Origin of the sequence: Paenibacillus sp. PK1-4R, from assembly GCF_030369595.1 — a bacterium.
GTDB lineage: Bacteria > Bacillota > Bacilli > Paenibacillales > Paenibacillaceae > Paenibacillus.
Genome location: NZ_CP126535.1, coordinates 5,643,507 through 5,668,472 on the forward strand (window position 1 = coordinate 5,643,507; position 24,966 = coordinate 5,668,472).

Genomic DNA, 24,966 nt, shown 5'->3' on the forward strand with positions numbered 1-24,966 from the left:
ACTTATAATGTACTTATCCTAATGGTAACAAAACGTTCAGACACCCCTCACCGTCCGAACGGATTAAGCTTATATCAACCAAAAGCGGTGTCCCGGACAACTCTGGACACCGCTTTTGTCATTTTTGTATTACAGATACAACAACCGGCACTATTCTTGCGAAGGTCCCGCAGCAATCCATGACAACAACCCGTACGTATGCTTGCAATCTGCCGTACGTGACACCTCAAGTACCGCTTCGTCCTCACTCTGCGAGAGCAGGGAGATTTGGAATCCCCGATCATTGCTCATGCCCACAATCACATAATGTTCTGAAGCAAATGATTCTTCAAAAACAACGGTTACTTCTGTGCATACTTCACTCTCTGGCAGTACAAAAGCTTCCATTCCGAATTGTTGCACAACCGGTTGTTTACTTACGCTGCGAACGGGTTGGAAGGCCAGATGTTTGGCCTGAACTGCACCCGATTGCAGCTGGCTGCTGCCCACGGCATCATCACACAGATGCTCTTGTGTAATCGATTGTTCACTTAACATAAACTCCGTAGTTCCAGCGATCTCCTGTGACCGTTCAAGCTGTGGTTGCTGAGCCTGATCTGCCTGATCTGCCTGATCCGCCTGATCTGTCGTGAACAAAGCTGCCGGTGATTCGCCAAGCTGATCTGTTTGGGATATCAGCTCTTGTTGTTGCTCCAGACCAGCACTCGGTAATGCCTCGACGATTACCTGCTGTGATTGCTGTACACCTTCATTTTCTGGTTGAAGCAATCCCTCTTGTCTTTTGATAGCTGCCAGTTGCTCCAGCGTTTCTCCACTGAACTGACGAATCGCATTCCATATCTCTTCGCTCAAATGCGCTGGACCTACAATCCCCGCATTCAAGTGATTAGAGGTAATACTCTGCTCACTCAGTTTGCTGCCGTTCACGCTGCCATCGGCCAATTTGGCACTTGTGACGGACCCATTTTGCAGATGAACCCCGCTTACTGCTTCCTCTTCCAGATGAGTTGTGCGAATACTGCGTTCTTGAATATGATCAGCATGTATGGTTCCATCCTGAATATGACGAGTTTGCACACTTTTGTCTGCTATGTGGATAGCCGATACCGCACCTTCAAGCAATTTATTACCGTTTACACTGCCGTCAGCCATTTTGGCACTTGTTATGGAACCATTGTGCAGGTGAATCGCACTTACCGATTCCGCTTTGAGGTGGGAGATCCCAATGCTTCGCTCTTGAATATGGTCAGCATGTATGGCTTTCTCTTGGATATGACGGGATTGCACACTTCCATTGGCAATATGGACATCCGACACCGCATCTTCAAGCAGTTTGTCGCTGCTCACACTGCCATCCGCCAGTTTGGCACTCGTTACGGACCCATCTTGCAGATGAATCTCACTTATTGCTTCCTCCTCCAGATGGGACGTACCAATGCTATGCTCCAGAATATGATCAGCAAGGATCGCTCCTGCCTGGATATGGCGAGTTTGCACACTTTCCGATGCGATATGGCTCCCCAATACAGCATCTTCGAGCAATTTGCTGCCGCTAATGCTACCGTCAGCCAATTTGGCACTTGTGACGGACCCATTTTGCAGATGAACCGCACTTACTGCTTCCTCTTCCAGATGGGCTGTGCCGATGCTTCGCTCCTGAATATGATCAGCTTGAATGGCTCCTGCCTGAATATGCCCGGATTGCACACTTTCCGATGCGATATGAATCCCGGATACCGTACCTTCGAGTAACTTGCTGCCAGTTATACTACCATCCGCCAGTTTGGCACTCGTTACAGACCCATTTTGCAGGTGAATCGCACTTACTGCTTCCTCCTCCAGATGGGTTGTGCCGATGCTCCGCTCCTGAATATGGTCAGCATGAATGGCTCCTGCCTGAATCTTACTGGATTGTACACTATCGTCTGCAATGTGGATCTCTGATACTGCTCCTTCAAGCAACTTGCTGCCGGTTACACTGCCGTCGGCCAACTTGGTACTTGTTACAGATCCATTTTGCAGATGAATGGCAGTTACTGCTTCCTGTTCCAAGTGAAGCATGCCAATACTGTGCTCCTGAATATGGTCAGCAAGGATTACTCCTGCCTGGATATGGCGGGATTGCACACTTTCAGAGGCGATATGGATTCCTGACACCGCATCTTCGATCAACTTACTGCCGTTTACACTGCCGTCGGCCAGTTTGGCACTGATGACAGACCCATTTTGCAGGTGAATGGCACTTACTGCTTCCTCCTCCAGATGGGTTGTGCCGATGCTCCGCTCCTGAATATGGTCAGCATGAATGGCCCCTGCCTGAATATGCCCGGTTTGCACACTTTCGGACGCAATATGAGCACCCGATACGGTTCCTTCAAGCAATTTGCTGCCGTTTATACTGCCATCCGCCAGTTTGGCACTTGTTACAGATCCATTTTGCAAATGAACCGCACTTACAGACTCCTCATCCAGATGAACTGAGCCAATACTGCACTCTTGAATATGATCAGCAAGGATTGCTCCTTCTTGGATATGACGGGTTTGCACACTTTCATTGGCAATGTGATTAGCCGATACGCTTCCTGCGGCTAATTTGCTGCCATCCACACTACCCGTTGCTAGTTTGGAGCGTGTTACAGATTCATCCTGCAAAATAATCGTACTTACCGCTTCTTCTTCCAGATGAGATGTTCCGATGCTGCGTTCATGGATATGATGAGGAAGAATTTCACCATCTTGAATATGACGGGAATGCACGGCTCCTTGCTGCAGATGAACAGCACTTGTCGACTCTGCCTGAAGATGCAAACCACTGATCAAACCTGGCTGAAGGTGAGCTGCTGTAATGGATAAAGGTGCCAGATGGTCTGTTTCGACAGATCCAGGTGCCAAGTGATGCGATGTGACCACCTGTTCAGCAATATGCTCCTCATGAATAATGTCTGGCTTCAGATGCTGTGAGCTCACTACTTGAGTCCCCAAATGGTCAGATTTCACGCTGCCTTCAGCCAGATGGACGGATTGTACAACGGATGGCTGCAAGTGCTCGCTACCTACAGCAGCCTGTTGCAGTTCTGTTCCGGATACCGAGTCTGCTGTCAAATGGTCCGCACTTATGGAGCCATGCCGAAGTTTGTTGCCGGTAATACTGCCATTAGCAAATAATTCCGGTGAGCGTATCTCTTCCGACAAATGTTCCAGTGAAACGGAATGCTGCTTCAGGTGATACCCACGAATGGTTCCTGCTGGAATATGTTTGGCGTTAATACTCTCTGCCATAATCTTGGAAGAAGTCACGCTACCGTCTGCCAGTTTAGCCGACGTGACAGCAAAATCCGCCAGTTTATCTGTGGCAACACTTTCTGGTGAGAGCTTGGGGGAAGTAACCGCATGATCTGTTAGATGAGGCGGAAAAATGGACCCGCCAGCCAGCTGGGCTGAAGTTACACTATCAAGAGCCAATTTGTCAGTTGTGACCGCGGCCCGTGCAATCGCATCCGTTTCAACACTGCCCGGCTGGAGATGAGGTACACCTACGGCATGTTCTGTCAGATGTTCTGATTTCACTGCATAAGGTCTCAGGGCCTCGGAACCCACGCTGCCTGGAGCCAGATGTGTACCTGTGACTCCACCACTCGCAAGATGCGAGGATATAACACTTCCCGGGGCAAGCGCTCTGCTACTTACCGATGCCGTTCCAAGCTTTTCTGTTGTCACACTTCCATCCGCGAGTTTAACGTCTGTAACGGCAGCATCCTGCAATTCATACGTACCCACGGCCGACTCTGCAAGATGCCGCTCACACACCACGTCGTCTGCGAGAGCATCTCCAGACACACTTCCGGCAGATAGATGAGTTGCCTCGATGCTTCCACTTGCAATGTGAATGGAGTGAATTGCGGAATTGTCCACATGTACCGGTGTGATTCCCCGATTCGCAATGTGTTCCGCACGAATGGACCCCTTGGCAAGATGTTTACCTTGTACGGCTTCATCCGCAATTTTGGAAGAAATGACGCTCTGATCAGAGATCTTGGATGCCGTAATGGACTGCTCCAGCAATTTTGCTGTTCCCACAGACTGGTCTGCCAGTTTGCTGCTGGTTACTGCACCTTCCGTCAAATGCTCATTGCCCACTTCTCCATTGCCAATCTGCTCCTTGCCAACGGAATGAGCACGAATCTGACTTGATCCGATTGAACCGTCCAGTAGATGTCTTCCAGTTAATGAACCCTCAGCTAAATGTCTAGTTTGTATGGATCCATCCTCTATCTGGTCACTTCCAATACTGCCACATAATAGTTGTGAACGACCGACAGACCCTTCTGCCAGATGTGTCTGTTTAACAGCACCTGCCTGAATATGGTGAGACTCGATGGAGTGTTCTTCGATTTTGCTGCCTGTGACAGCAGCTTCCCGAATTTTGGATGTAGTCACTGCATCGTCAGCCAGTTTGGAGGTATTCACAGCTCCTCCCGTGAGATGCCTTGTATCCACGCCGCTAATCGCGATCTTGTCTCCAGTTACGGCATGATTCTTGATTAATTCTTCCGTTACCAGCATGCGGCTGAGATGTCTTGTGCTGATGGAACCGTCGGCAATTTTGGCCGAATCGATGACCTGGTTGCCAAGCTTCTGAGAAGTAATACTGCCATCTCTGATTTTCTCACCGGCAATAGAAGCATTTCGTATTTTATGACCAGACACAGAGCCGTCAATCAGGTGCTCCTCAGATACAGACGCTTCCGCTAGTTTCGCCGAAACAATGGCCCCGTCTGCAATGTGAATGCTGGTCACCGCATAATCCTGCAATGCTTCACTGCCGACCGCATCCGGTTTCAGCTTGGAAGCATCCACAGAGAAAGGAGCCAACTTGCTCTCCGTAACAGCAAATTCACTCAAGTCGTCCGTGTAGATGTAGTGTCCGGTATGACCCGGCATCTGGTTTTGGTTCAAGATTTGCAGCCGATCCTTGCTTATTATCTCCTGCTTGTTGATGTCCTGCTCTTCTTCCAGAGCAACCGGAGCCACGCTGCTAACCTGAATCTGCTTTTCCGAGCTATCTTGTGTCTCAACTTCCTTGCGATCAGACTCTACGGGTTCGGACTTGATTTTGGCTTCGATCTCTAGCTCTTCCAGCTCGTTTGTTGAAGCAGGTAGCTCCATTGATTCGAATAGGAATTCTTCCGACTCCTGAACAGCTCTCGAATCCCTTTTATTCGTATTCAAGCGTTCTTCCCTATTCACAGTGAAACCTGAGTTCATCTTGTCTGCCCGGCGATCAGTCAGTTCCAATTCCTTAAATTTCGGGCTCACATGCCGCAGTTTCGGCGTCGGGACCTTCTTTTTGCCATTTTTACTCATGCAGCTTGCTCCTTCCTCTAACGTTCGTCTCCGGCATCATATGCTTCCATATGGGCATCTGCCACTTCATTTATGACTTTTGCGGATTCCAGAGCACGAATGTACAGGCGTCAAGACAGGAACGTTCGATGATCTTCGTGGAAATAGGCGTGTCAGGGCTGCAGAGGAAAGGCGGCTGTCCACGCCCCCGTCCCAGTCATGTCATAGGATATTATGTCTAGGTCGTGTCTGAAAACTCGCTGAAGTGCATCTTTCACCGTCTTTTCGCCCCTGCTGCGTCACTTTCCCTTGACGTGCCCCGGCATGCCTGCAGAAAACTTCCTTGCTTGGAACGAAAATTCGGCAAAACCTGCTTCCTTTGGAGTTTTAGACACGCCCTGAGCAAGCACTAGTGCTTGGCGATTCATCTTATACACCGGTCTGCGTTATCGCGATGTCTGAGCCATGCGGTGACAGGCCGGCATTCCATGAATGGACGATCCATGGTCGCGATAACATCGAAGGAGGAACGGTCATGCTCCAAGAAACGATCGGCATTATGTTCGATTCACGCATGTACCGGGGGATACCGGCCGGAAGGACCGGTCAGGAATCACTCGCGAATTATGAACAGGCAGCGGCCAGTTATGGATTAACCCCCTGCTTTTTGAGGCTGGAAGATATCGATTCGGATCAAAAAACATGTCTTGCCTATGTTAAAAAAGAAGGCAGATATGTTCGCGAGCGCATGCCACTGCCCTCCGTCATCCATAACCGATCACTCCAGCTTCGCCGGACGGAACAGCATCAGATTACCAAGCTGATGTTGCAGGGTATCCAGGTATTCAACGTTCGCAACCGGTATCGTAAAGATCACATTCATGACATGCTTCATCAGGACCTCGCCTTGCGAGAACACCTACCCCATGCAGTTAAAGCTACGCCAGAGTCTCTGGCCTATATGATGGAACAGTATGATGACCTCGTCATCAAACCATGCAGCGGCAGCATCGGTCATGGTATTATGCGAGTCTTTGAGCGAGATGGACAGTGGAAACTAACCTGTGAGACGAAGGCTGCACGCAAAGGGTGGGCTACCTTCCGGTTGAGCAAAGGACAGCTTCCTTCCGCCACCCTAAGGCGGATCTTTCGCCATGCCTACCTCATTGAAGAGCGTATCCCACTGGTACGTTATGAGGGCAGGCCGGTAGATTTGCGGGTATCTGTACAACGTGGCAGCGACGGTCTTTGGGGAATAACAGGCATGTTTGCCAAAGCGGCTCCTGCCCATACATTTGTCAGCAATATCGCCCAGGGCGGTAAAGTCATGAAGCTCGCAGAGGCCCTTGAATTAGGAGAATCTGGCTTCGACCTGGCTCGACTGGAATACAGAATCGGACTCGTTGCACTTCGAATTGCCCAGAACCTGGCGGCCAGTCTGCCACATCTGGCTGATCTGGGCCTTGATCTCGGGATAACGCGCAGCGGCCAGATCTATTTTATTGAATGCAATGGACGGGATCAGCGTTACGGTTTTCGCAAGGCGGGAATGTCGGAACACTGGAAGGCAACGTACAGCAAACCGATGGCTTATGGACGTCTGCTGCTGGAACAGAATTCGAGAATTCCGAGACAACCGCAGACATACGATAGGAGACTATATTGATTTCGTGTGCATTCTGTGTCAATATTATGCAGAACGGCCGGTCTTGCCGGCCTTGAAGTTCGCATTAACCCTAAGGGGGATATTCATGGCAAAAACGCTGTTGCGATTAATGACCGAGCTTTCTTCGCGCAAATGGATCTCCCGGACTGTGGGAGCCTTTTCCAAAAGCCGGGGAAGTAAGGCATTTATCCCTTATTTTGTCCGGACCTACGACATCCCTGTTCAGGAGGCCGAGAAAGACTGGAAGGAATACCGTTCACTGAACGATTTCTTTACCCGCAAATTAAAGCCGGGCATGCGCCCGTTGGAACTTTCAGAGCATGCACTGATCAGCCCGGTAGATGCCAAGATTACGGCAGCCGGTCCAATATCTGCAGGGACACTCCTGAATGTTAAGGGACAAAATTATACACTTGCTGAATTATTAAACCATTCTCCCCATCTGGAGAAGTACAAGCACGGGTACGGGTTCGTCCTCTATCTCAGCCCTCGCGACTATCACCGCATTCATGCACCTGTCAGCGGCCGCAAAATAGAGAGCGAACACATCAAGGGCAAAGTTTATCCCGTGAATGACTTTGGCCTGACCCATATGAGATCCGTGCTTAGTCGAAATGAACGACTCATTACGTATATCGCACACGATTACGGTGAAGTGGCGGTTGTCAAAGTAGGTGCGATGAACGTGAGTAGCATACAGTATGCTGATACGGACACAAGTACCTGGGCACAGGGCGATGATCTGGCCTATTTTGAATTCGGTTCCACCGTTGTTCTGCTGACGCAGAGCGGCACATTCGAACCAAACCCGGGCTTACAGCCAGGCGATTCGGTCAAAATGGGCGCATTGCTTGGTCGTTTGAAACCGAAGAACTAATGAGTCCATACGCAAATAAAGAGGATGGCGCAGCACCTGTAACCAGGTATTGCGCCATCCTCTTTATGCATTCATATTCATCCATGTATACATGCAATACGAAGCTTCGCTCCGTCGTTATTGGTCTGCTGAGTTCTCCTCAAAACCACACATCTTGCAAGTCCTCTGCCGGTTTGAAGCGACGCAGACGGTTCCGGAAAATATTGCATCCCTTCGTAGAGCATCCCCGGTTGCGGACCCGACGTTTTCCGTTCATCACAAGTTCCCCCTTTTGGTCATCTGGAATGCTAGATAATTACCCTTGCGTTCCAGACTTGAAACGGTTTCCTGTTTTTCTCATCAGAATTTTAACGAATCTCGGACGGGCTTTTGCCGGTATATTGCTTGAACTGACGACTGAAGAAGAAAATATCCCGGTAACCCAGAGCATCCGCCACTTCGGTCACATTCATGCCGGTATGCACCAGCAGATGTTCCGCCCGTTCAATACGCATGCGGATAATATAAGATTGCACCGATGATCCCACCAGTTCCTTGAACTTGATCGAGAAGTATCGGGGCGATAAGCCAGCCCGCGCAGCCAGATCTTCCACCCGATGCGTAATCCCCGGATGCTGACGCACATAATTGGCGACCTCCTGGATGACATCAGACAACTGATTGCTTACCTTTTTCTCCACAGGTTCTTCCGTATCGGCGCGCAGCAAATGAATCATCAATTGCTTCAGAATCAATCGGCTCTCTTCATCACGTCCGTACACATCCGATAAGAACAGTCTTACATAACGTGCCAGCAAGTGCTCAAACTCCACCGTTTCCTGTACCTCGCGATAGGACTGGGGAACATCAGCAACAGGCACGTCCACATCAAAGTGAATATACGTAAGTACCAACGGTTTTTGCTTATTATGTGTTGCAGTAGGATGATCTCCTGGCCTGAACAGAAAACAACTACCCTTGCCAACTTCATACGACTGGTCATTCAGTACAAGCGTTCCTTCACCACTCCATACATAAAATAAATCATAGTTTTGCATCGGTTTTTCCCGTTTCTGCCACTTCCAGCCCGGTTCACAGACAATTTTGGCGACAGCGGGCAAAATAACAAATGATGACGGCGATGCCTGCAGCATGTCGCCACTCCCCCTTGATAGTTAATCTCTCTGCATATGGCATCATTCTGATCTGAATCTCACTTCTTCAATCAAGGCCATATGTATTTCAGTATCTTGCATGATTCAATACAACTTGCTCATATATGATCTCTGCTCCTACAGGAGCGAAATGTCTTATCCCATTATACAGCGGAATTCACCGAAACGAAAATGTGCACTTCTCCCAGGCTAGCCGCATTCGCCGGATTCCCTCTGTCATCTCTTCTTTCTCCAGATGTGCAAAAGCAAAACAGGCCGCCGGATGACCTGAAGTCAGCCGATATCGCTCTGCATCACGGAACAATATGCCATCCTCCTCGGCAAGCTTTTTAAATCGCTGATAACTGTCCACATCGCCATTCCAGGTAGCATAGATATGCAGTCCTGCATCACCAAGTTGCATCGTGAATGCTTCAGGCAACTGTAGTTCCATCTCTCGCACAAAAAAATCATGCCGTTCCCCGTATAACCGGGTTAACCGTCGTAAGTGCCTCAGGTAACCTCCTCGGGTCATAAACTTCGCCAGTGCGCGCTGCTCCAGCAGTGCGGGAGGTACCGGTTCATACAACGCCTTGGCGGCAAGGAGAGGTTCTACCAGACCAGGTGGCAGTACGGCATAGCCAAGTCGGAACGAAACAACCATCGTTTGTGAGAATGAACCAACGTAGATGACGCGCTGTTCACGATCAAGCACTTTAAGGGGTTCAATTGGTCTTCCGCCCCATCGGAATTCACTGTCATAATCATCTTCAATAATGACCGAATTACGCTTTGAGGCCCACGCAAGCAAGGCACGTCTTCTGTCCAACCCCAGCACGGCCCCTGTTGGAAACTGCCGGGTAGGGGTGACAAATAACGTCTGTGCCTCCCAAGGCTGAGGAATAATACCTGCAGCATCCACCTCTGCCGGGATGATATGCCCACCACAGGACTTGACGGCATGGGCGATACCCGGATACCCCGGATTCTCTAATACAACTGCTGTATTCTCCGTTATCAGCAATTGAGATAGCAGGGTGATGCCTTGCATTGAACCACTGAACAATACAATCTGAGAGGGTTCAGCCTGGATACCACGTGTCCATCTGAGATGGGAGGCGATGGCCTCACGCAGCTCCGGATCACCGGCTACACCGCTCGATTCTCGCCAACCACTGCGATGAACCGCAGCGAGTGCACTCTTCCACTCCCCTAACGGGAAATGTTCTGCAGGCATGCGCTGCATTTGAAAATTAATGACGGACGGCTTCGTTGAATACATCTGAGTCCGCAGGACTTCATGTTGCGTATTCAACCGCTGTACTCGTTCGCCCCAGGCAGACAACTTGAGAACGGCTTCCTGTTTTTTATTTTCCTGAGTGGATAATGTTTCGGTTACAAATGTACCTCTTCCCCGATGTGCATGGACATAACCATCTGCAAGCAGCATGTCGTATACCTGAGCTACCGAACCACGTGACATCTCATATTGCCTTGCCAACTCACGGGTGGAAGGAAGCCGTGTGCCTCCTACCAATGTGCCTGCATGAATGGCATCACGTAACGCATGGTACAGTGCCTCATACTTGTATCGATGCTGAAGTTCATAGGTATCCATGGGCAGCCACAATTCCATCATGCACCTCTCTTCATTTTTCTTCATTATGTGATCCCCGACGAATTGGCCTACTAAAGTGAATGTAAATTGGATCTATTTCATTGTCAATGTATGAACTATTGTTATCCATAAGATATGGCGTTCTATTATACATTTCAATGATGGGGGAATACACATGAGACGGAAAGAATTCACAATAGATGAAGAACAGGAGATTACCGCATTTCTGGATCAGTGCTCCTTCGGGTTTCTGGGAACGGTCAGTCCGGACGGACAACCACGGGTTACACCGCTGAATTTCGTATATATGGACGGTTGCTTTTATTTTCACGGCAGTCTGGCTGGTGAGAAGATGAAACAGATCAAACAGGATTCGTCGGTCAGTTTCACAGTAGCTGAAGAGTTCTCCCTGATTCCATCTTATTTCAGTGATCCTGAGCTTGCTTGTCCGGCGACTTCTTTCTTCAAAAGTGTCATGGCCTTCGGTGAGGCTGAACCGGTTAAAGATCTGGACATCAAAGGTAAGGTACTGCAACGATTTATGGAGAAACTCCAGCCGCAAGGCGGATATGTACCCATTGACGCTACTGACTCGCGTTACACAGGAAACCTCAAAGCTGTAGCCGTAGTCCGAATTATTCCTGAACGGATCAGTGCCAAATTCAAATTCGGACAAAACCTCTCGAGTGAAAGATTCGATCATATCAGTGGTCAGTTAGAACAGCGCAATGAAGGAAGAGATACTGAAACTGCTGAAATGATGCGGAAATACTGTCCTTTTCATCAGCAATAAGTTTCATTTCTTGAGGATTACTCCAAGGTTGAATTCAACGATAACCCACCCAAAAACCTTCTGCAACAACGCGGTAAAGCGATATAACTGTCATATTGCGTAATTTCCGTGACGGGGGCATGTCAAGGTGATATAATGTTAGGCAGTTGAATCACAAAGACTTGGAAGGATGAAAAGAATGAATCCACTGGCTGAACAGTTGAACGAAAGTATTCAGACAGGCAGCAGTCACGTCTACTCCATGCTGTCACAGCTTGGCAAAGAAATTTATTTTCCTAAAGAGGGGATCTTGAGTCAATCTGCTGAAGCAGCAAGCTTGGCCAAGACCCATAATGCCACGATTGGTATCGCCCTGGAGGGTGGTGTGCCGATGCATCTTCAGGTTATTCAGGAGAAGCTGTCTGCATTCCAGCCAAAGGATCTGTATCCTTACGCTCCACCTGCAGGCAAACCTGAATTGCGGACCGTCTGGAGAGACAAGATGCTGAAGGAAACGCCTTCCCTGAAAGGCAAAACGTTTGGCAATCCAATTGTAACCAATGCATTAACCCATGGACTAAGTATCGTAGCCGACCTGTTCGCCGATGAAGGGGACGCTGTCATATATCCAGATAAAAACTGGGAAAATTACGAGCTGACCTTCGGAATTCGTCGTCATGGCCAGTTGGTTCATTATCCCCTGTTCGATGATCAGTTGAACTTCAACAGTGAGGGTCTGCTTCAGGCTTTGCTTGATCAAAAGGACAAAGGTAAAGCGATCGTGCTGCTCAACTTCCCGAATAACCCTACAGGTTATACGCCTGGAGCCGAAGAAGCAGATGCAATTGTGAACACGATTCGTCAGGCAGCTGAAGCCGGCGTTAACGTGGTTGCTGTAACAGATGATGCCTACTTCGGACTGTTCTTCGAAGATTCCATTCATGAATCCCTGTTTGGCAAACTTGCCAACATTCATCCACGTGTGTTGACTGTAAAAGTGGATGGTGCAACCAAGGAGGAGTTCGTATGGGGCTTCCGCGTTGGATTCATTACGTATGCCCATGAAGATGTAGCCGTTCTGCACGCATTGGAACAAAAAACACTCGGTATTATCCGGGCAACGATCTCCAGTGGCCCGCATCCTTCCCAGACTTTTGTACTGGATGCGCTCAAAGCACCGGAGTTTGAATCACAGAAACAGGAGAAGTTCGAGATTATGAAAGGCCGCGCCAATAAGGTAAAAGCCATTCTCGATAGCGGCAAGTATGGAGATGCATGGGACTATTATCCGTTCAACTCCGGTTACTTCATGTGCCTGAAGCTAAAAGAAGTTGGCGCTGAAGAACTTCGAAGCCATTTGCTGCACAAATATGGTGTGGGTACAATCGCGCTGGGTGAATCGGATCTGCGAATCGCCTTCTCCTGTATTGAAGAATCCGGATTGGAAGATCTGTATGAAACCATCTATCGTGGAGTTCAGGATCTGCGGACGACTTAGTTAACACAGACCTGTACCCTGAATGATATAAGAACCCTTTGTAAAACGGCGACGTTTCATGTCTCTGGATATACAAAGGGTTCTTTTGTGTTTTATCAGCCCAAAAGCTTTAATTTCTGGCTTTACCGGGCATCGGCCCAATCAGCCTACCCCCAAGGTACATAATATACGATGTACGCAAGGGCGTGCCAAACAACCACTTGAAAGGGGAATGACCATGTCTGGAGTTGAAGATACAAGAGGCGGTTATGGATGCGGCGGTTACGGAGGATTTACTAACACAGGTGCCATTCTCGTTCTGTTCATCTTGCTCGTGATTATCACTAAATCGTTCCTCTGTTAGTACCAATACACACTTGCGCGAGAACCAAGTGATCTGATTGCAGCAGTAAGAAGGGTATTCCGGGACACAGCCCGGAATACCCTTCTTTGTTAACTTAAGTAGAAGTCACCCTCCACCTCGAACCACCATCTTGGCTGGCGAGAGGTACGAAGGTACGGTCTCTTGTTTACTCGTCTTCTTCTTCCTTCAACCACTTGTTACCTTGCGAACGCCGCATGACCACAATCACCAGTATACCCAAAATAAGTGCTACTCCGGTGACAGTCAGTCCGCTTGCTCCGGCAGCCAGCATAGGCAACCACATGAGCAACGCAGCCAGTGCATGTAGATGGAATATGAATCCCAACACCTGAGAGCGACGACTCTCACCCGAGATCGGATAGATCATAATCCAGAACGACTCACTATGACTGCGACGCAGCGCACCTAACTGAACACCTGCAAGCAACAGGAAGAACAGATACACACCTACACCAAAGTAGCTGCCTGCTGTCCACCAGGATAGTAACATGCCCAATACAACTAGGCGTAACACGATTGAGAACACTTCGGTTCGAATAAACGTTTTGGTAATCAGATATCGGTAAGCTTTCCCTGCATTCCAAGGAAGACCGCTCCCCCATTTGCTAAGCCAGCGACGCGAACTTACTTTCTGTCCGGATGAAGGTACATCCACAAACCAGCCAAGCGTCCGCATAACCCTGCCAGCCTGACCCTGCTCCACCTGAATCAGTCTTTCCCACGCTACCCGATGTTTCACTGGTATACGCAAGGCGACGATGTAGACGACAGCCAGCAACAACAGGAACCATATGCTCCGCTGCGGTGGCTGCCATAGCCATGCGCCAACCGCTAGCACTGCCAGAGCCCAACGCAAGAGACGATATCCTCTTGCTGCCCCGACCTGTACCATTCTTAGCTCTTGCCATGCTCCATAACTGGACAACCCTTTCCACAGCAGCAGGAATACAATGAACCAGCCAAATGGCCGTGCATCCAGATCTGCTCTAACATAGAGAGGCCACAATGTAACAAACACAAGTAACAGGCCCAGACTTTTATAGATAATGCCCCGGGCAAAGCTGTTCTTCAAATATTCCTGCATCCGGTATTCCTGTGGTCGCAGGAACACGATATCTGCCGGAAGCAGATATGTACGATAACTGCTAAACAGCACCAGTGGTGCCAGCAGCACCAATGCAATCCAGCGAATCGGAAATTCCGCCGGAATGTTCTGAACAAACGATGTATACCAGGCGGAGAACGCAATGACGAGAAATAAAAAGACCATAGCTACACCGCTCTGGATTACATATCCGAGATAAGGAAGAATTCCGTTCCAGAATCCTGTGCGTCTTTGCTTCCATAGCAGCTTGAGATCCATGCTCAATCCCTGCCTTGTACGAGGGAATAGAACATGTGCTCCAGCGTGGCATCCGATTCCCCGAATTGGGAGCGCAGTTCATTTAGCGTCCCTTGAGCAATAACCTGCCCACGGTGCAGAACGATAAAACGGTCACAGTAATTTTCAATCGTGGACAGAATGTGTGAACTGAGTAGGATGGATGATCCCGAAGCTTTCATCTCAAGCATAAAATCAAGCAAGGAGCGGATACCCAGCGGGTCCAGCCCCAGGAAAGGCTCATCAATGATGTACAGTGGTGGTCCTGCCACAAAAGCACACATGATCATGACCTTTTGTCTCATCCCCTTGGACAGGTGAGTCGACAGACTTGTACTTTTCTCATTCATACGGAACAGTTCCAGCAGTTTCTCCGTACGTTGTTTGAAATCAGACTCCGATACATTGTACGCTCTTGCCGTAAACTCCAGATGCTCCATCACCGTCATCTCATCATAAAGTTCGGGTGATTCCGGTACAAATGCCATGGCCGATTGGTAGATCTGCGCATCCTCGTCCCGCTTCTTGCCCATCACTCGTACTTCGCCCTGTTGAGGTGTCATCAAGCCGAGGATATGTTTCATGGTTGTACTTTTGCCAGCACCGTTTAAGCCGATTAGTCCGACCATCTCTCCACGTCCAACTTCCAGATCGATGCCGTGAAGGACTGGCCGTTTGGCACTATAACCTCCGCTTAACCCGCTGATTTGCAGAACAGGCGATTGAACGTTTTCCATCTATCCCTGCACCCCTTTCGTCAGATTCTATTCTTCGGAGCGTGGCGTTTTGTCTTTACTCCACTTGGGTGCTCCCTTGTTTTTACGATCCTGATCGCGCTCCGTGCGGCCAGTATTGCCAGTTGGTTTGTTACCCGCTGGACGCGAATTGGAGATTGTAGCCCGGGTACCGCCATTGCGGCTGCCCTGACCTGGTTTGCGATCTCTGGATTGTCCTGGTTTTCTGGAGAACGAATGTCCCTCAGGCCGCGTGTCCGGACGCGGATCAGCCTCCAGTACTTTACCACCAAAAAGTACACGTTCTGACAGTTCGATTCCGAGTTCGCGTGCGAATTTACGCATAATAAAGATCTGTGTTTCATCCACAATGGACAAAACGATACCCGAACGTCCCATCCGGCCTGTACGACCTGCACGGTGAACATAGTGCTCCGAGTCAAAGGCAGGGTCATAGTTAATGACCATTGGCAAGCCTTCAATATCCAGTCCTCTGGCAGCGACTTCGCTGGCAATCAGCAACTGAAGTTTGCCATTACGGAAGGCAGACAATACGTTACTGCGGGTCACTTTGTCAGCATCCCCATACAGCGCAGCAGCGGACAAGCCCAGATGATTCATCTTTGCTTCAACTTCACCAATATCTTCGGTTGCATTCACAAATACGATCGCCCGATCCGGATTGTACTGTCTGACCAGACGACGCAGCATGTCAATTTTGTTCCGGTTTTCTTCTACAAAATAATAATGCTCCAGGCCCGCAGCCGTAGCTCGATCCGGTTCAATTCCGATCTGAACAGGCTCTTTCATCTCACGCTTCGCGAGTCCGGCCGTATTCTCATCAATTGTTGCTGACAGGAAGATCAACTGACGATCCCGCAATGCGCTCTTGAGTACAAAGTTCACGTCACTTACGCCGCCAAGTTGGAACACTTGGTCCGCTTCATCGATAACAATTGTAGAGACGTTGTGCATTTTCAGTTTTTTGAGTGTAATCAATTCTTTCAGTCGTCCCGGTGTACCCACAACCAATTGTGGATGCTCACGCAGCTTCTCGATCTGACGTTTAGCCGCTGCGCCACCAATCAGACCTAATACGCCGATCTTGCGTTCTTCCCCGTAGCGTTGTGCCTCACGTACAATCTGCATCGCCAGCTCTTGTGTAGGTGCAATAATGAGTTTCTGCGTACCTTTGATATCCATTTTGATGGATTGTAACAGTGGCAGCAGATATGCCAGCGTTTTTCCTGTTCCCGTCTGGGATTTGGATACGACATCCCGGCCTTCCAAAATAACCGGGATCGTCTGAGCCTGTACAGGTGAAGGTTCGTTAATGCCATGTTTCGCCAAAACGGCCTCCAGATCCTGTTCCACGCCAATTGAAGCAAATGTTTGATTCGTCATGTATGTCCATCCTTTTAATTTTATTCATTTTGATGCTAGCCCTGCTTGTACTTACTAAAACCGAAGCCTGTCATCACATTACCTTTCATTATATGCGAAAAAAGCCCGTGTACCAAATCTTATTCCAGAATTGTATGTATACACGCAAAAAAAAAGAAAAGCCCCTCGGCGGAGCCTTTCTTTCATTCCGTATATGATGCCTCGTATCACATTTACTTCTGATTCATTACACCGTGCGACAATCGATCTGCAAGACGAGGAAATAGCTGGTACAACCATATGCCAGCAGAAGCAAGTCTTGGCAGATTCACTTCTTCCTTGCGCTTTTTCATCGCCCGAATCATATGACCCGCAACGTCTTCCGGTTTCAACATCATCCAACGTACATTATTCACATAATTGCCAGATGGGTCAGCCCGATGGAAAAATGGTGTATCAATCGGACCTGGATTAATCGTTGTCACCAGGACCCCGGTCTTGCGAAGCTCCTGACGCAGCGCATTACTAAATCCGAGTACAGCATGTTTCGTAGCTGTATAGGAAGCGGATTTGGCTGTACCGATTTTGCCAGCCATGGAGGCCACGTTCACAATCTGACCTTTGCCACGTTCCAGCATCTGTGGAAGCACTGCTTTGGTGCAGCGGACAATGCCCATGTAATTAACGTCCATCATCTCACCGAATTCCTGTACTGACATCTCTGTCATCGCTGCGAATTTCCCGTAACCTGCGTTGTTCAGCAAAATGTCGATTCGTCCGTATTTATGCAATATCGCATCCACAGCTGCCTGAACCTGCTCACTATCCGTAACATCAAGCGTGAGTAATTCATGCGACCCTTTCAGCGAGGCACCAATCTCTTCCAACTTGTCCTGTGAACGGGCAGCCAGAATCGGGATGGCTCCTTCTTCTATCAGCATCTGCGCACACAGCGCACCGATACCACTCGATGCACCTGTGATAAACACTACCTGATCTTTCAGCATCCGTGATGTCCTCCCGTATTGAACACATATTGCCTTTTGATGGCGTATGGTTCTATTCTACGAGATCATGACCTGAATATCCATCTCACCAATGCCGTCCATCAGCAAAGGAATGCTCAGTGCTTTCGTTGCACTAAATGTAGTCAGATGTTCGGACTTCATCACTTGTGGAGGTGTAATATCGACCACAACCCCCTGGTTCGACAGGATGGTACTGGCATTACCACTGATCATATTACCCAGTTCCGAAATCGCACTTTTGCTCATTTCATCCATTTCTGTAATGACAAAACCGCCCATCATCGCAGATACAATTTTCAATGCAACTTGTTCATTGATTCCAAATACAATGTTTCCGCTAAGTTGTCCCGTCATTCCGATCACGATCCAGACATGGTCTGCAATGTACTCTACATTTTTCACGCCAAGACTCCCGGTGGAAGGCGAAACCTGGATGAGCTGTTCGAATACGTTCCGTGCCGATTCCAGGAAAGGATTAATCACTTCCGCTTTCACTGTCTATGTCCCCCTCACACTGGGTTATTGGTCACACACCAAAAGTCCCATATTCATTAAATTTATTATACTTTATCACGTACAAGAATTCATTAAGAATTCGTTAAACCATGTGTACTATAATTTATCGTCATCCGTGGGGCAAATGTTTATAGCTGATTCTAGCGAATAAACAGAGCTTTTTACTTCTTTTGAAGAAAGATTTTCGTTCATTGTGCGTGGCAAAAGGCATTTAGGACTTTATTACTGCTTCTCACAACTGTTAAAAAAATCAAATTCTTGTATTCGCGTTTTTTTCACAGTCTCTTGAACTACTTTTGATCCTGATAATTACCTTCATTGCTCTGCTGTCCTGAATCACCTATAATTTAAGATAACGGAACAATAACCAGTTACGGGATTTCATCGCACCAAACACTACATAATCAAGATACTTTGCCTGCAAGGAGGTCACCTATGAACATAAGCCAACTGGAGACACTAATTACCATTTCCAAAACGATGAGCTTCCGCAAAGCGGGAGAACTTCTGAACCTGACCCAGCCTGCCGTCTCGGCCCAGATCAAAAGTCTGGAGGACGAATTCAGCACCGTTCTTGTGGATCGGAACCAACCCGTTACCCTGACAGACCGTGGACAGGTATTTCTGGAGCACGCTGAACGGATGCTCGATATCGTTGATGAGTTGAAACAAAAATTGTCCGATCTCGATGAAACGCCTCAGGGACGTATCGTGTTAGGCACAACAACTTCCATTGCTATTCAGATCTTGCCAAGGGTGTTATCCTATTTCCAAGATCAATTCCCGCTGATCAAAACCAGTATCCAATCCCTTCCGTCATCACAGATCTATACCCAGGTCGAAAATGGTCTGGTTGATATTGGTATCGGTTATCTCACGGAGCGTAATCCCAACCTGAATACATCTGTACTGTACTATGACACATTTGAACTCGTGGTATCTCCTTCCCATCCGCTGGCAAAGAAAAAACATGCTGCAGTCGATGTGCTCCGGAGTACACCACTGATTCTGCTGTCCCCTGATACAGTAGGACGAAGGTTTACAGAAACCATCTTCAAGAAACATAATATTGAACCTAATATTGTAATGGAGTTGTCGAGCAGCGAAGAAGTGAAACGGATGGTCGAGATTGATCTCGGGGCAGCTGTCATCTCCAAACAATCTGTTGCGCATGAGTTGCGTCAAGGTACATTGCGAATGATACCCTTAAGTGAGCTCGAGGTCAGTCACCCTGTTGGTGTCATCTATAAGTCCAGTCGATACCTTAACTCAGCAATGCAGCAATTCATAAGTGACCTCAAAGGTATGCCGGAAACCCAATTCATCAGTTCAGAATGACAATGAGCCATGAGAAAGGAAGGATTCCATATGAAATTTGATCTTCATACACATCATTTTCGTTGTGGTCACGCAGACGGCAACATCCGCGATTATATAGAGGCGGGTATTAAGGCAGGACTTCAGGCCATCGGTATCTCGGATCATACGCCATACTTTGGCAGCGAGCTTGAGCAGGCATTTCCCCGGATCGCAATGGGCAAGTCGGAATTGCAGCATTATGTGGAAGAAGTCCTTGCTTTGAAAGAAGAGTACGCTGGTAAAATCGATGTACTGCTCGGCATTGAATCCGACTACTTCCCTGCTTATGCAGAATTGTACCGTACCACACTGGGACAGTATCCTTTTGACTATATTATTGGTTCGGTTCATCATACCGAGGATGTGAGTATCTTCAACAAAACCCGGTGGAATGGACTGAGCAATGCTCGCAAAGTTGAAGTGAAAGAGAGTTATTATTCATTAATCCGGGAATCGGCTCGCAGCGGTATGTTCCAGATTCTTGGACACATTGATGCGATGAAAGGAAATTATCCACCTTTCTCCGAAATTATCGCTGATCAGGCCATTGATGAAACGTTGCAGGTCATTGCAGAATCCAACGTAGCGATTGAAATTAACACATCTGGCAAAACCAAACTCAGCGGTGGCTGGTATCCCTCGGATGCCATTTTGGAACGGGCCCATCATTATGGAGTGAAGGTGACCTTTGGATCGGACGCTCATAAACCGCAGCGGGTGGCAGACGAGCTGGATGACGTTCGTACACGTCTCAAGGAGATCGGATTCACCGACTGGGTGTACTTCAAGCAGAAACAGATGCAGGTTGTACCACTGTAAAAAATATCAGACCACATAGAAACCCCCACAGCGCGCTTGTTCACGTTGTGGGGGTTTAGGTTTAATTCTAAATTAAAAATATTATATAAGTTAAACTGAACATTTACACGATAACGGAGAGGACAGAAATAACTTGAAGAAGCGAAGCGGTCGCCTAAAAGCTTTCTGAAAGAAAGCTGCATCGGAAGAATACGCTATCCCCGGATTTGCCCCTTTTCAAAAGGGAATCAAAAAATCCGGGTATAACAGCGATCGGAAGGTTATTCTGTCATCGGAGTGGCCAGTGTAAATCCCCCAAAGTTAACTTATATGGACAAAAAAAAATGAACCCGCTCGCGCGGGTCCCAACAGCATTATCTATTATCAAAAAGGGGGTCATGAGATAAGTTTACCCCCTGTCTGTTAGAGTTCAATTGCAGCTATATTTCAATTGTGTAACAAATGATTGAAGTTCGATTCATTCACGTTTGACTACTCTTACTCTATGTCATTGCGGCTTGTCAGATACCAGGGTTTGCAGGTATTTTTCCTGAAGCGGGCGGGCGTATTGTTCCCGGTACATACTGTACACTTTAACATCCATCAGGGATTCTGATTCCTCGTCATCCTCATCATGCAGTCCGAAGGAGGGAAGACTCCGCTCATAGGACATCCCTATTTTGCTTAACACCCGTTGTGAAGATACATTGGCCTCATAACACCGTGCCTCCACCCTCCACAAATGAAGATCGTCAAATCCAAAGTGCAACAGTCGCTGTACCGCCTCGGTAGCCACACCCCTGCCCCAACAGGACCTGTTCAGGATGTAACCAATCTGTGCGGTACCATTCTGATCATTCCAGTGCTGGAATGAGGTGATCCCAATCACTTGTTCCTTGCCTCTCCAGCAGATCCCATAATGTAACGAATCCAGCTTGGCGCTGCTGCTCCGTATCTGGTTCAATAACCGTCTCGCCCTGGTTGGCGTGGGCTGGCTTCCCCTATTCACATATCTTATGACTTGAGGATCGGAAAAAAGTTCCGATAATGTGCTGTAATCACTTTGACGTAATGATCGCAGGACAAGACGCTCTGTCCACAAAGCCGGCAGACCTTGAACCAGCATTTTTCGGGTAAGCATGACAATCGCTCCTTTTGCCTAAACGGGCTCTAGTCCGGTAAGACAAGCATGCTCTGATGATGATCCGGCGTAATACCATTTGAACTGATCCACGAACTTTAGTATTCGCATTTTAGTATTAATATATTGCATCATCCCAATTCCTGACGCTATAGAGCCCAGATGCTGACTACTCCTGCAGCCCGCGATAGATACCCGTACGAATCTCACGGATATAGAAATCCAATGCAGGAACATTCGCCGACTGTGCAACCTGTACTTCTCGCTCAATATCATAAGGTACCCGCACAAATTGAACATTGAACGGGGCATTGTTATCGTTGCTGTCTTCACCCTCCAGAATACAGTAAGAAGCCTGGGGAAGATCGAGTGGATTACCAACACTGCCTGCATTAAACAGTAACTTGCCGTTCATATACTGCAAGTATGCGTTATGCACATCCCCATAACCTACAACATCTGCAACACTTTGCTCAGGCTCATCAGCGGGAGGATCAAACATTGCCAACCTCTTTTCTATTGCATCCCACGGCTGTACACGATGGTACACACTTTGAGGTGAAGCATGGACCAGACGGATGGTGCGACCGCTCAGTTGAAATTGATGACTGAAGGGTAGGCCCGCCAAGTACGCCAATCGTTCTTCACCCAGCCGTTCTGCTTGCCACGTAAAGTTCTCGTTGTCCTGGTTAACCGCAACCAGTTCATCCCAATTGCCACGGATGACAAGTTCGCACGTTGCTCTCACCTGATCCACAACTTGTACCGGTTCTGGTCCCTTGCCCACGAGGTCACCAAGACAAAAGATTCGCTCTACGCCACGACTTCGGATATCTTTTAACACTGCTTCCCAGGCAGTCATGTTGCCATGAATGTCGGATACAATCGCAATTCGTTCCATCTGGATAACCTCCATTCATGTTGAATCCTTTATGTTTTATATTCATCTTATATTCTTTTATGTGGTTGATCCTTTAAGCTCAAACACCGTTAATTCTGGTCTGCACAGAAAACGAATGGGCAGTTGAGTCATGCCAAAACCACGATTCACATACACAGGCATTTGTGTCTGGGTGGTGTAATATACCCCCTGGACATCCGTGTAATACAATCCTTGAACATACTTGTGTGAACCTCGCGGAGTTGTCAGTGCCCCGATCCAGGGAAAACGTACCTGTCCACCATGGCTATGACCGGAAAGTTGTAATCCGAAACCATAGGGAGTGGCAATATCGGCATAATCCGGTTCATGCATAAGTAACAACTTCCACACATCATGATCCAATCCCTTGATGGCTTGGGCAGGATCAGGCCTGCCTGTAAGTGCGTCATCCAGACCAGCTATGGCCAGACGTTCGCCCCCTTGTTCAATCACCACATGTTCGTTCCGTAACAAAGTGAATCCGGCTTCACGGAACATGGTTGTCACTTGATTCTGCTGTCCGCCCCGATAATCATGATTCCCCAAAACAGCAAACTTGCCATACTTCGCTTGCATGGAGGCGAGTACCGGAATACATTCACGCATCGGCTCTGCTTCCCTCTCGACGATGTCTCCGGTAAAACAAATCAAGTCCGGTTGCTGCTCCTCAATCGTTGCTGCCAACTTCTTCAGCTCTTTCACCCCGGTATGAAAACCAAGATGGGCATCGCTGAACTGAACGACACGCAAGCCGTCAAATGCCTTTGGAAACTTCGGAAGTTTCAGCTCCACTTGCTTGATCTCCAGGCGACGCGGTTCCCATAACCAGGCATAACCTCCTGTAAGCAAACTGGCACCCGCTGTCATCAAAACCATGCGCAATAAGAAACTTCGGCGAGAGGGATCATGATCCTTTTCTTCTCCAGGAAACACAGACTCTTCTGCACCTGGTGCTTTGTGCGAGCGCTGGGACGGCGAGTTGTTGCTGCCCTGACGCGGTGTCTCTGCCATATCTCCCCCTCCTTCTACGCTCTTAATCCATCCCCTTAGTATATCATATTCTGCATGGGTAGCCCGGTTCCTCTGCTTCATTACAAAAAGAAGCCGAGATCTCCGGCATGTTGCTGCACAGGATCACGACTTCTTCTAAGTTGCAGATTACACTTCTGCACATGTTATGACGAGATTATACACCCAACCAGCGTTTGAACATATGCTTGGTCGTTTGTTTGTTCATTTCCGCAATGGAGGTTGTCAGTGGAATGCCTTTTGGACAGGATTGCACGCAGTTCTGTGAGTTACCACAGCCCTCAATGCCTCCGTCTTCCATCAACGCTTCCAGGCGATCGTCGGCGTTCATCTCCCCTGTTGGGTGAGCGTTGAACAAGCGCACTTGGGACAGTGCTGCTGGACCGATAAAGTCTGTTTTCTCATTGACGTTCGGGCATGCCTCCAGACATACACCACATGTCATACATTTGGACAGCTCATATGCCCACTGACGCTTCTTCTCAGGCATCCGTGGACCTGGACCAAGGTCATAGGTACCATCGATCGGAATCCATGCTTTTACGCGTTTCAGGGCGCTAAACATCCGGCTACGGTCGATGACCAAGTCACGAACTACCGGGAATGTCTTCATCGGTTCGATACGAACGGGCTGTTCGAGCTTGTCGATCAGGGCTGCACATGCTTGACGTGGCTTGCCGTTGATGACCATGGAGCAGGCACCACAGACTTCTTCGAGACAGTTGGAATCCCAGCACACGGGAGCAATGGATTTGCCATCTGTATTGACGGGGTTCCGCTGAATCTCCATCAGGGCGCTGATCACATTCATGTTGGGACGGTACGGAAGCTCAAATTCTTCGTTGTACGAAGATGACTCCGGGCTATCCTGACGGGTGATGATAAACTTGACGGTTTTGTTGGCTGTAGCTTGTTCCGCCATATCGTTGTCCCCTCCTCTGGTGACGATGATTGTATTGCTGATGCGCAAAATATTTTGGTGCACGGGAGACGCTTCGTCAGTGGAATGACCTTCCGACCGCTGTTGCTCCCCCATTTTACGGAATGGATCTCTATTGAATAAAATGGGGTATCAAAGGCGGACGCTTCGCTTCTTCAGGTCAATTCCACTTCCTCCGCTACGTTGTGCACGCAGAGTCACTTTGCTGGAAAACTGCACTCCATTCATGCTGGATGGCAGTATTGAAGTTCTGAAGCATCGCTAAGGCGCTTCGCTTCTTCTGGGCATTTCCGCTTCCTCCGCTACGTCGTGCACGCAGGGTCACTTTGCTGGAAACTGCACTCCATTCATGCTGGATTGCGGTAATTTTAAATATGCAAGCTTTGCCAATGCGTTGCTTGCTTATGAACAGGTATTTTGGCTTCCTCTGCTGCTTTGTGCACACAGAGTACCTTTGCTGAGAA

19 protein-coding genes are annotated in these 24,966 nt (G+C 48.4%); 7 read left to right on the forward strand and 12 right to left on the reverse strand.

Annotation, left to right across the window (positions count from 1 at the left end):
• Positions 1–150: 150 nt before the first annotated feature.
• Complete coding sequence (locus QNO02_RS24550; RefSeq protein WP_289390299.1) at positions 151–5,364, reverse strand: WIAG-tail domain; 5,214 nt, start codon at positions 5,362–5,364, stop codon at positions 151–153.
• 514 nt (positions 5,365–5,878) lie between these two features.
• Between QNO02_RS24550 and QNO02_RS24555 the strand changes: the two genes are divergently transcribed.
• Positions 5,879–7,009, forward strand: coding sequence for a YheC/YheD family endospore coat-associated protein (locus QNO02_RS24555; protein WP_289390300.1), 1,131 nt, complete (start codon positions 5,879–5,881; stop codon positions 7,007–7,009).
• 85 nt (positions 7,010–7,094) lie between these two features.
• Entirely contained in the window at positions 7,095–7,886 is a 792-nt protein-coding gene (gene asd, locus QNO02_RS24560) for an archaetidylserine decarboxylase (protein ID WP_047841263.1), read from the forward strand.
• Between the two features lie 347 nt (positions 7,887–8,233).
• Here the strand turns inward: asd and QNO02_RS24565 are convergent, their stop codons facing one another.
• Together QNO02_RS24565 and pdxR are read right to left on the reverse strand one after the other, a co-directional pair.
• Positions 8,234–9,019 carry an AraC family transcriptional regulator gene (locus QNO02_RS24565; RefSeq protein ID WP_036605807.1) on the reverse strand — a complete coding sequence of 262 codons (786 nt, stop codon included), beginning with the start codon at positions 9,017–9,019 and terminating at the stop codon, positions 8,234–8,236.
• A 178-nt stretch (positions 9,020–9,197) separates the two neighbouring features.
• Positions 9,198–10,682 carry a MocR-like pyridoxine biosynthesis transcription factor PdxR gene (pdxR, locus tag QNO02_RS24570; RefSeq protein WP_353959081.1) on the reverse strand — a complete coding sequence of 495 codons (1,485 nt, stop codon included), beginning with the start codon at positions 10,680–10,682 and terminating at the stop codon, positions 9,198–9,200.
• A 130-nt stretch (positions 10,683–10,812) separates the two neighbouring features.
• On the opposite strand from pdxR, the gene QNO02_RS24575 reads away from it, so the two are divergent.
• The 3 genes from QNO02_RS24575 to QNO02_RS24585 all read left to right on the forward strand — a co-directional run bounded on the left by QNO02_RS24575 (position 10,813) and on the right by QNO02_RS24585 (position 13,250).
• A complete protein-coding gene (locus QNO02_RS24575; RefSeq protein ID WP_289390301.1) occupies positions 10,813–11,430 on the forward strand; it encodes a pyridoxamine 5'-phosphate oxidase family protein in 618 nt (205 codons plus the stop codon).
• 178 nt (positions 11,431–11,608) lie between these two features.
• Complete coding sequence (locus QNO02_RS24580; RefSeq protein ID WP_289390302.1) at positions 11,609–12,907, forward strand: aminotransferase class I/II-fold pyridoxal phosphate-dependent enzyme; 1,299 nt, start codon at positions 11,609–11,611, stop codon at positions 12,905–12,907.
• A gap of 217 nt (positions 12,908–13,124) precedes the next feature.
• A complete protein-coding gene (locus tag QNO02_RS24585; protein WP_206759599.1) occupies positions 13,125–13,250 on the forward strand; it encodes a YjcZ family sporulation protein in 126 nt (41 codons plus the stop codon).
• A 166-nt stretch (positions 13,251–13,416) separates the two neighbouring features.
• Here QNO02_RS24585 and QNO02_RS24590 read toward each other — a convergent pair whose 3' ends face one another.
• From QNO02_RS24590 to QNO02_RS24610, 5 genes are all read right to left on the reverse strand, one after another.
• Positions 13,417–14,634: an ABC transporter permease gene (locus QNO02_RS24590; RefSeq protein WP_289390303.1), complete on the reverse strand. Its 1,218-nt coding sequence runs from the start codon at positions 14,632–14,634 to the stop codon at positions 13,417–13,419.
• Positions 14,635–14,636: 2 nt separating this feature from the next.
• A complete protein-coding gene (locus QNO02_RS24595) occupies positions 14,637–15,389 on the reverse strand; it encodes an ABC transporter ATP-binding protein (protein ID WP_133387045.1) in 753 nt (250 codons plus the stop codon).
• A gap of 27 nt (positions 15,390–15,416) precedes the next feature.
• Entirely contained in the window at positions 15,417–16,790 is a 1,374-nt protein-coding gene (locus QNO02_RS24600) for a DEAD/DEAH box helicase (protein ID WP_133387044.1), read from the reverse strand.
• A gap of 212 nt (positions 16,791–17,002) precedes the next feature.
• On the reverse strand, positions 17,003–17,776 hold the full coding sequence (locus tag QNO02_RS24605; protein WP_289390304.1) for an SDR family NAD(P)-dependent oxidoreductase: 774 nt from the start codon (positions 17,774–17,776) through the stop codon (positions 17,003–17,005).
• Positions 17,777–17,833: 57 nt separating this feature from the next.
• Entirely contained in the window at positions 17,834–18,292 is a 459-nt protein-coding gene (locus tag QNO02_RS24610) for a chemotaxis protein CheX (protein ID WP_036605799.1), read from the reverse strand.
• 456 nt (positions 18,293–18,748) lie between these two features.
• Here QNO02_RS24610 and QNO02_RS24615 point away from each other — a divergent pair, with 456 nt between their 5' ends.
• Positions 18,749–19,651, forward strand: a complete 903-nt coding sequence (locus QNO02_RS24615) for a LysR family transcriptional regulator (RefSeq protein ID WP_036605798.1) — start codon at positions 18,749–18,751, stop codon at positions 19,649–19,651.
• A 30-nt stretch (positions 19,652–19,681) separates the two neighbouring features.
• On the forward strand, positions 19,682–20,491 hold the full coding sequence (locus QNO02_RS24620) for a histidinol-phosphatase (RefSeq protein ID WP_091020855.1): 810 nt from the start codon (positions 19,682–19,684) through the stop codon (positions 20,489–20,491).
• A gap of 487 nt (positions 20,492–20,978) precedes the next feature.
• Here the strand turns inward: QNO02_RS24620 and QNO02_RS24625 are convergent, their stop codons facing one another.
• From QNO02_RS24625 to sdhB, 4 genes are all read right to left on the reverse strand, one after another.
• Positions 20,979–21,611 (reverse strand): GNAT family N-acetyltransferase, encoded by a 633-nt coding sequence (locus QNO02_RS24625; RefSeq protein ID WP_289390305.1) that lies wholly within the window; start codon positions 21,609–21,611, stop codon positions 20,979–20,981.
• A gap of 169 nt (positions 21,612–21,780) precedes the next feature.
• Positions 21,781–22,512 (reverse strand): metallophosphoesterase family protein, encoded by a 732-nt coding sequence (locus QNO02_RS24630; protein ID WP_289390306.1) that lies wholly within the window; start codon positions 22,510–22,512, stop codon positions 21,781–21,783.
• A gap of 57 nt (positions 22,513–22,569) precedes the next feature.
• The gene (locus QNO02_RS24635) at positions 22,570–23,544 is read right to left on the reverse strand and encodes a metallophosphoesterase (protein ID WP_289390307.1); all 975 of its coding nucleotides are present in this window, start codon (positions 23,542–23,544) and stop codon (positions 22,570–22,572) included.
• A 175-nt stretch (positions 23,545–23,719) separates the two neighbouring features.
• Positions 23,720–24,484, reverse strand: a complete 765-nt coding sequence (gene sdhB, locus QNO02_RS24640; protein ID WP_036605794.1) for a succinate dehydrogenase iron-sulfur subunit — start codon at positions 24,482–24,484, stop codon at positions 23,720–23,722.
• Between the last annotated feature and the right edge of the window lie 482 nt (positions 24,485–24,966).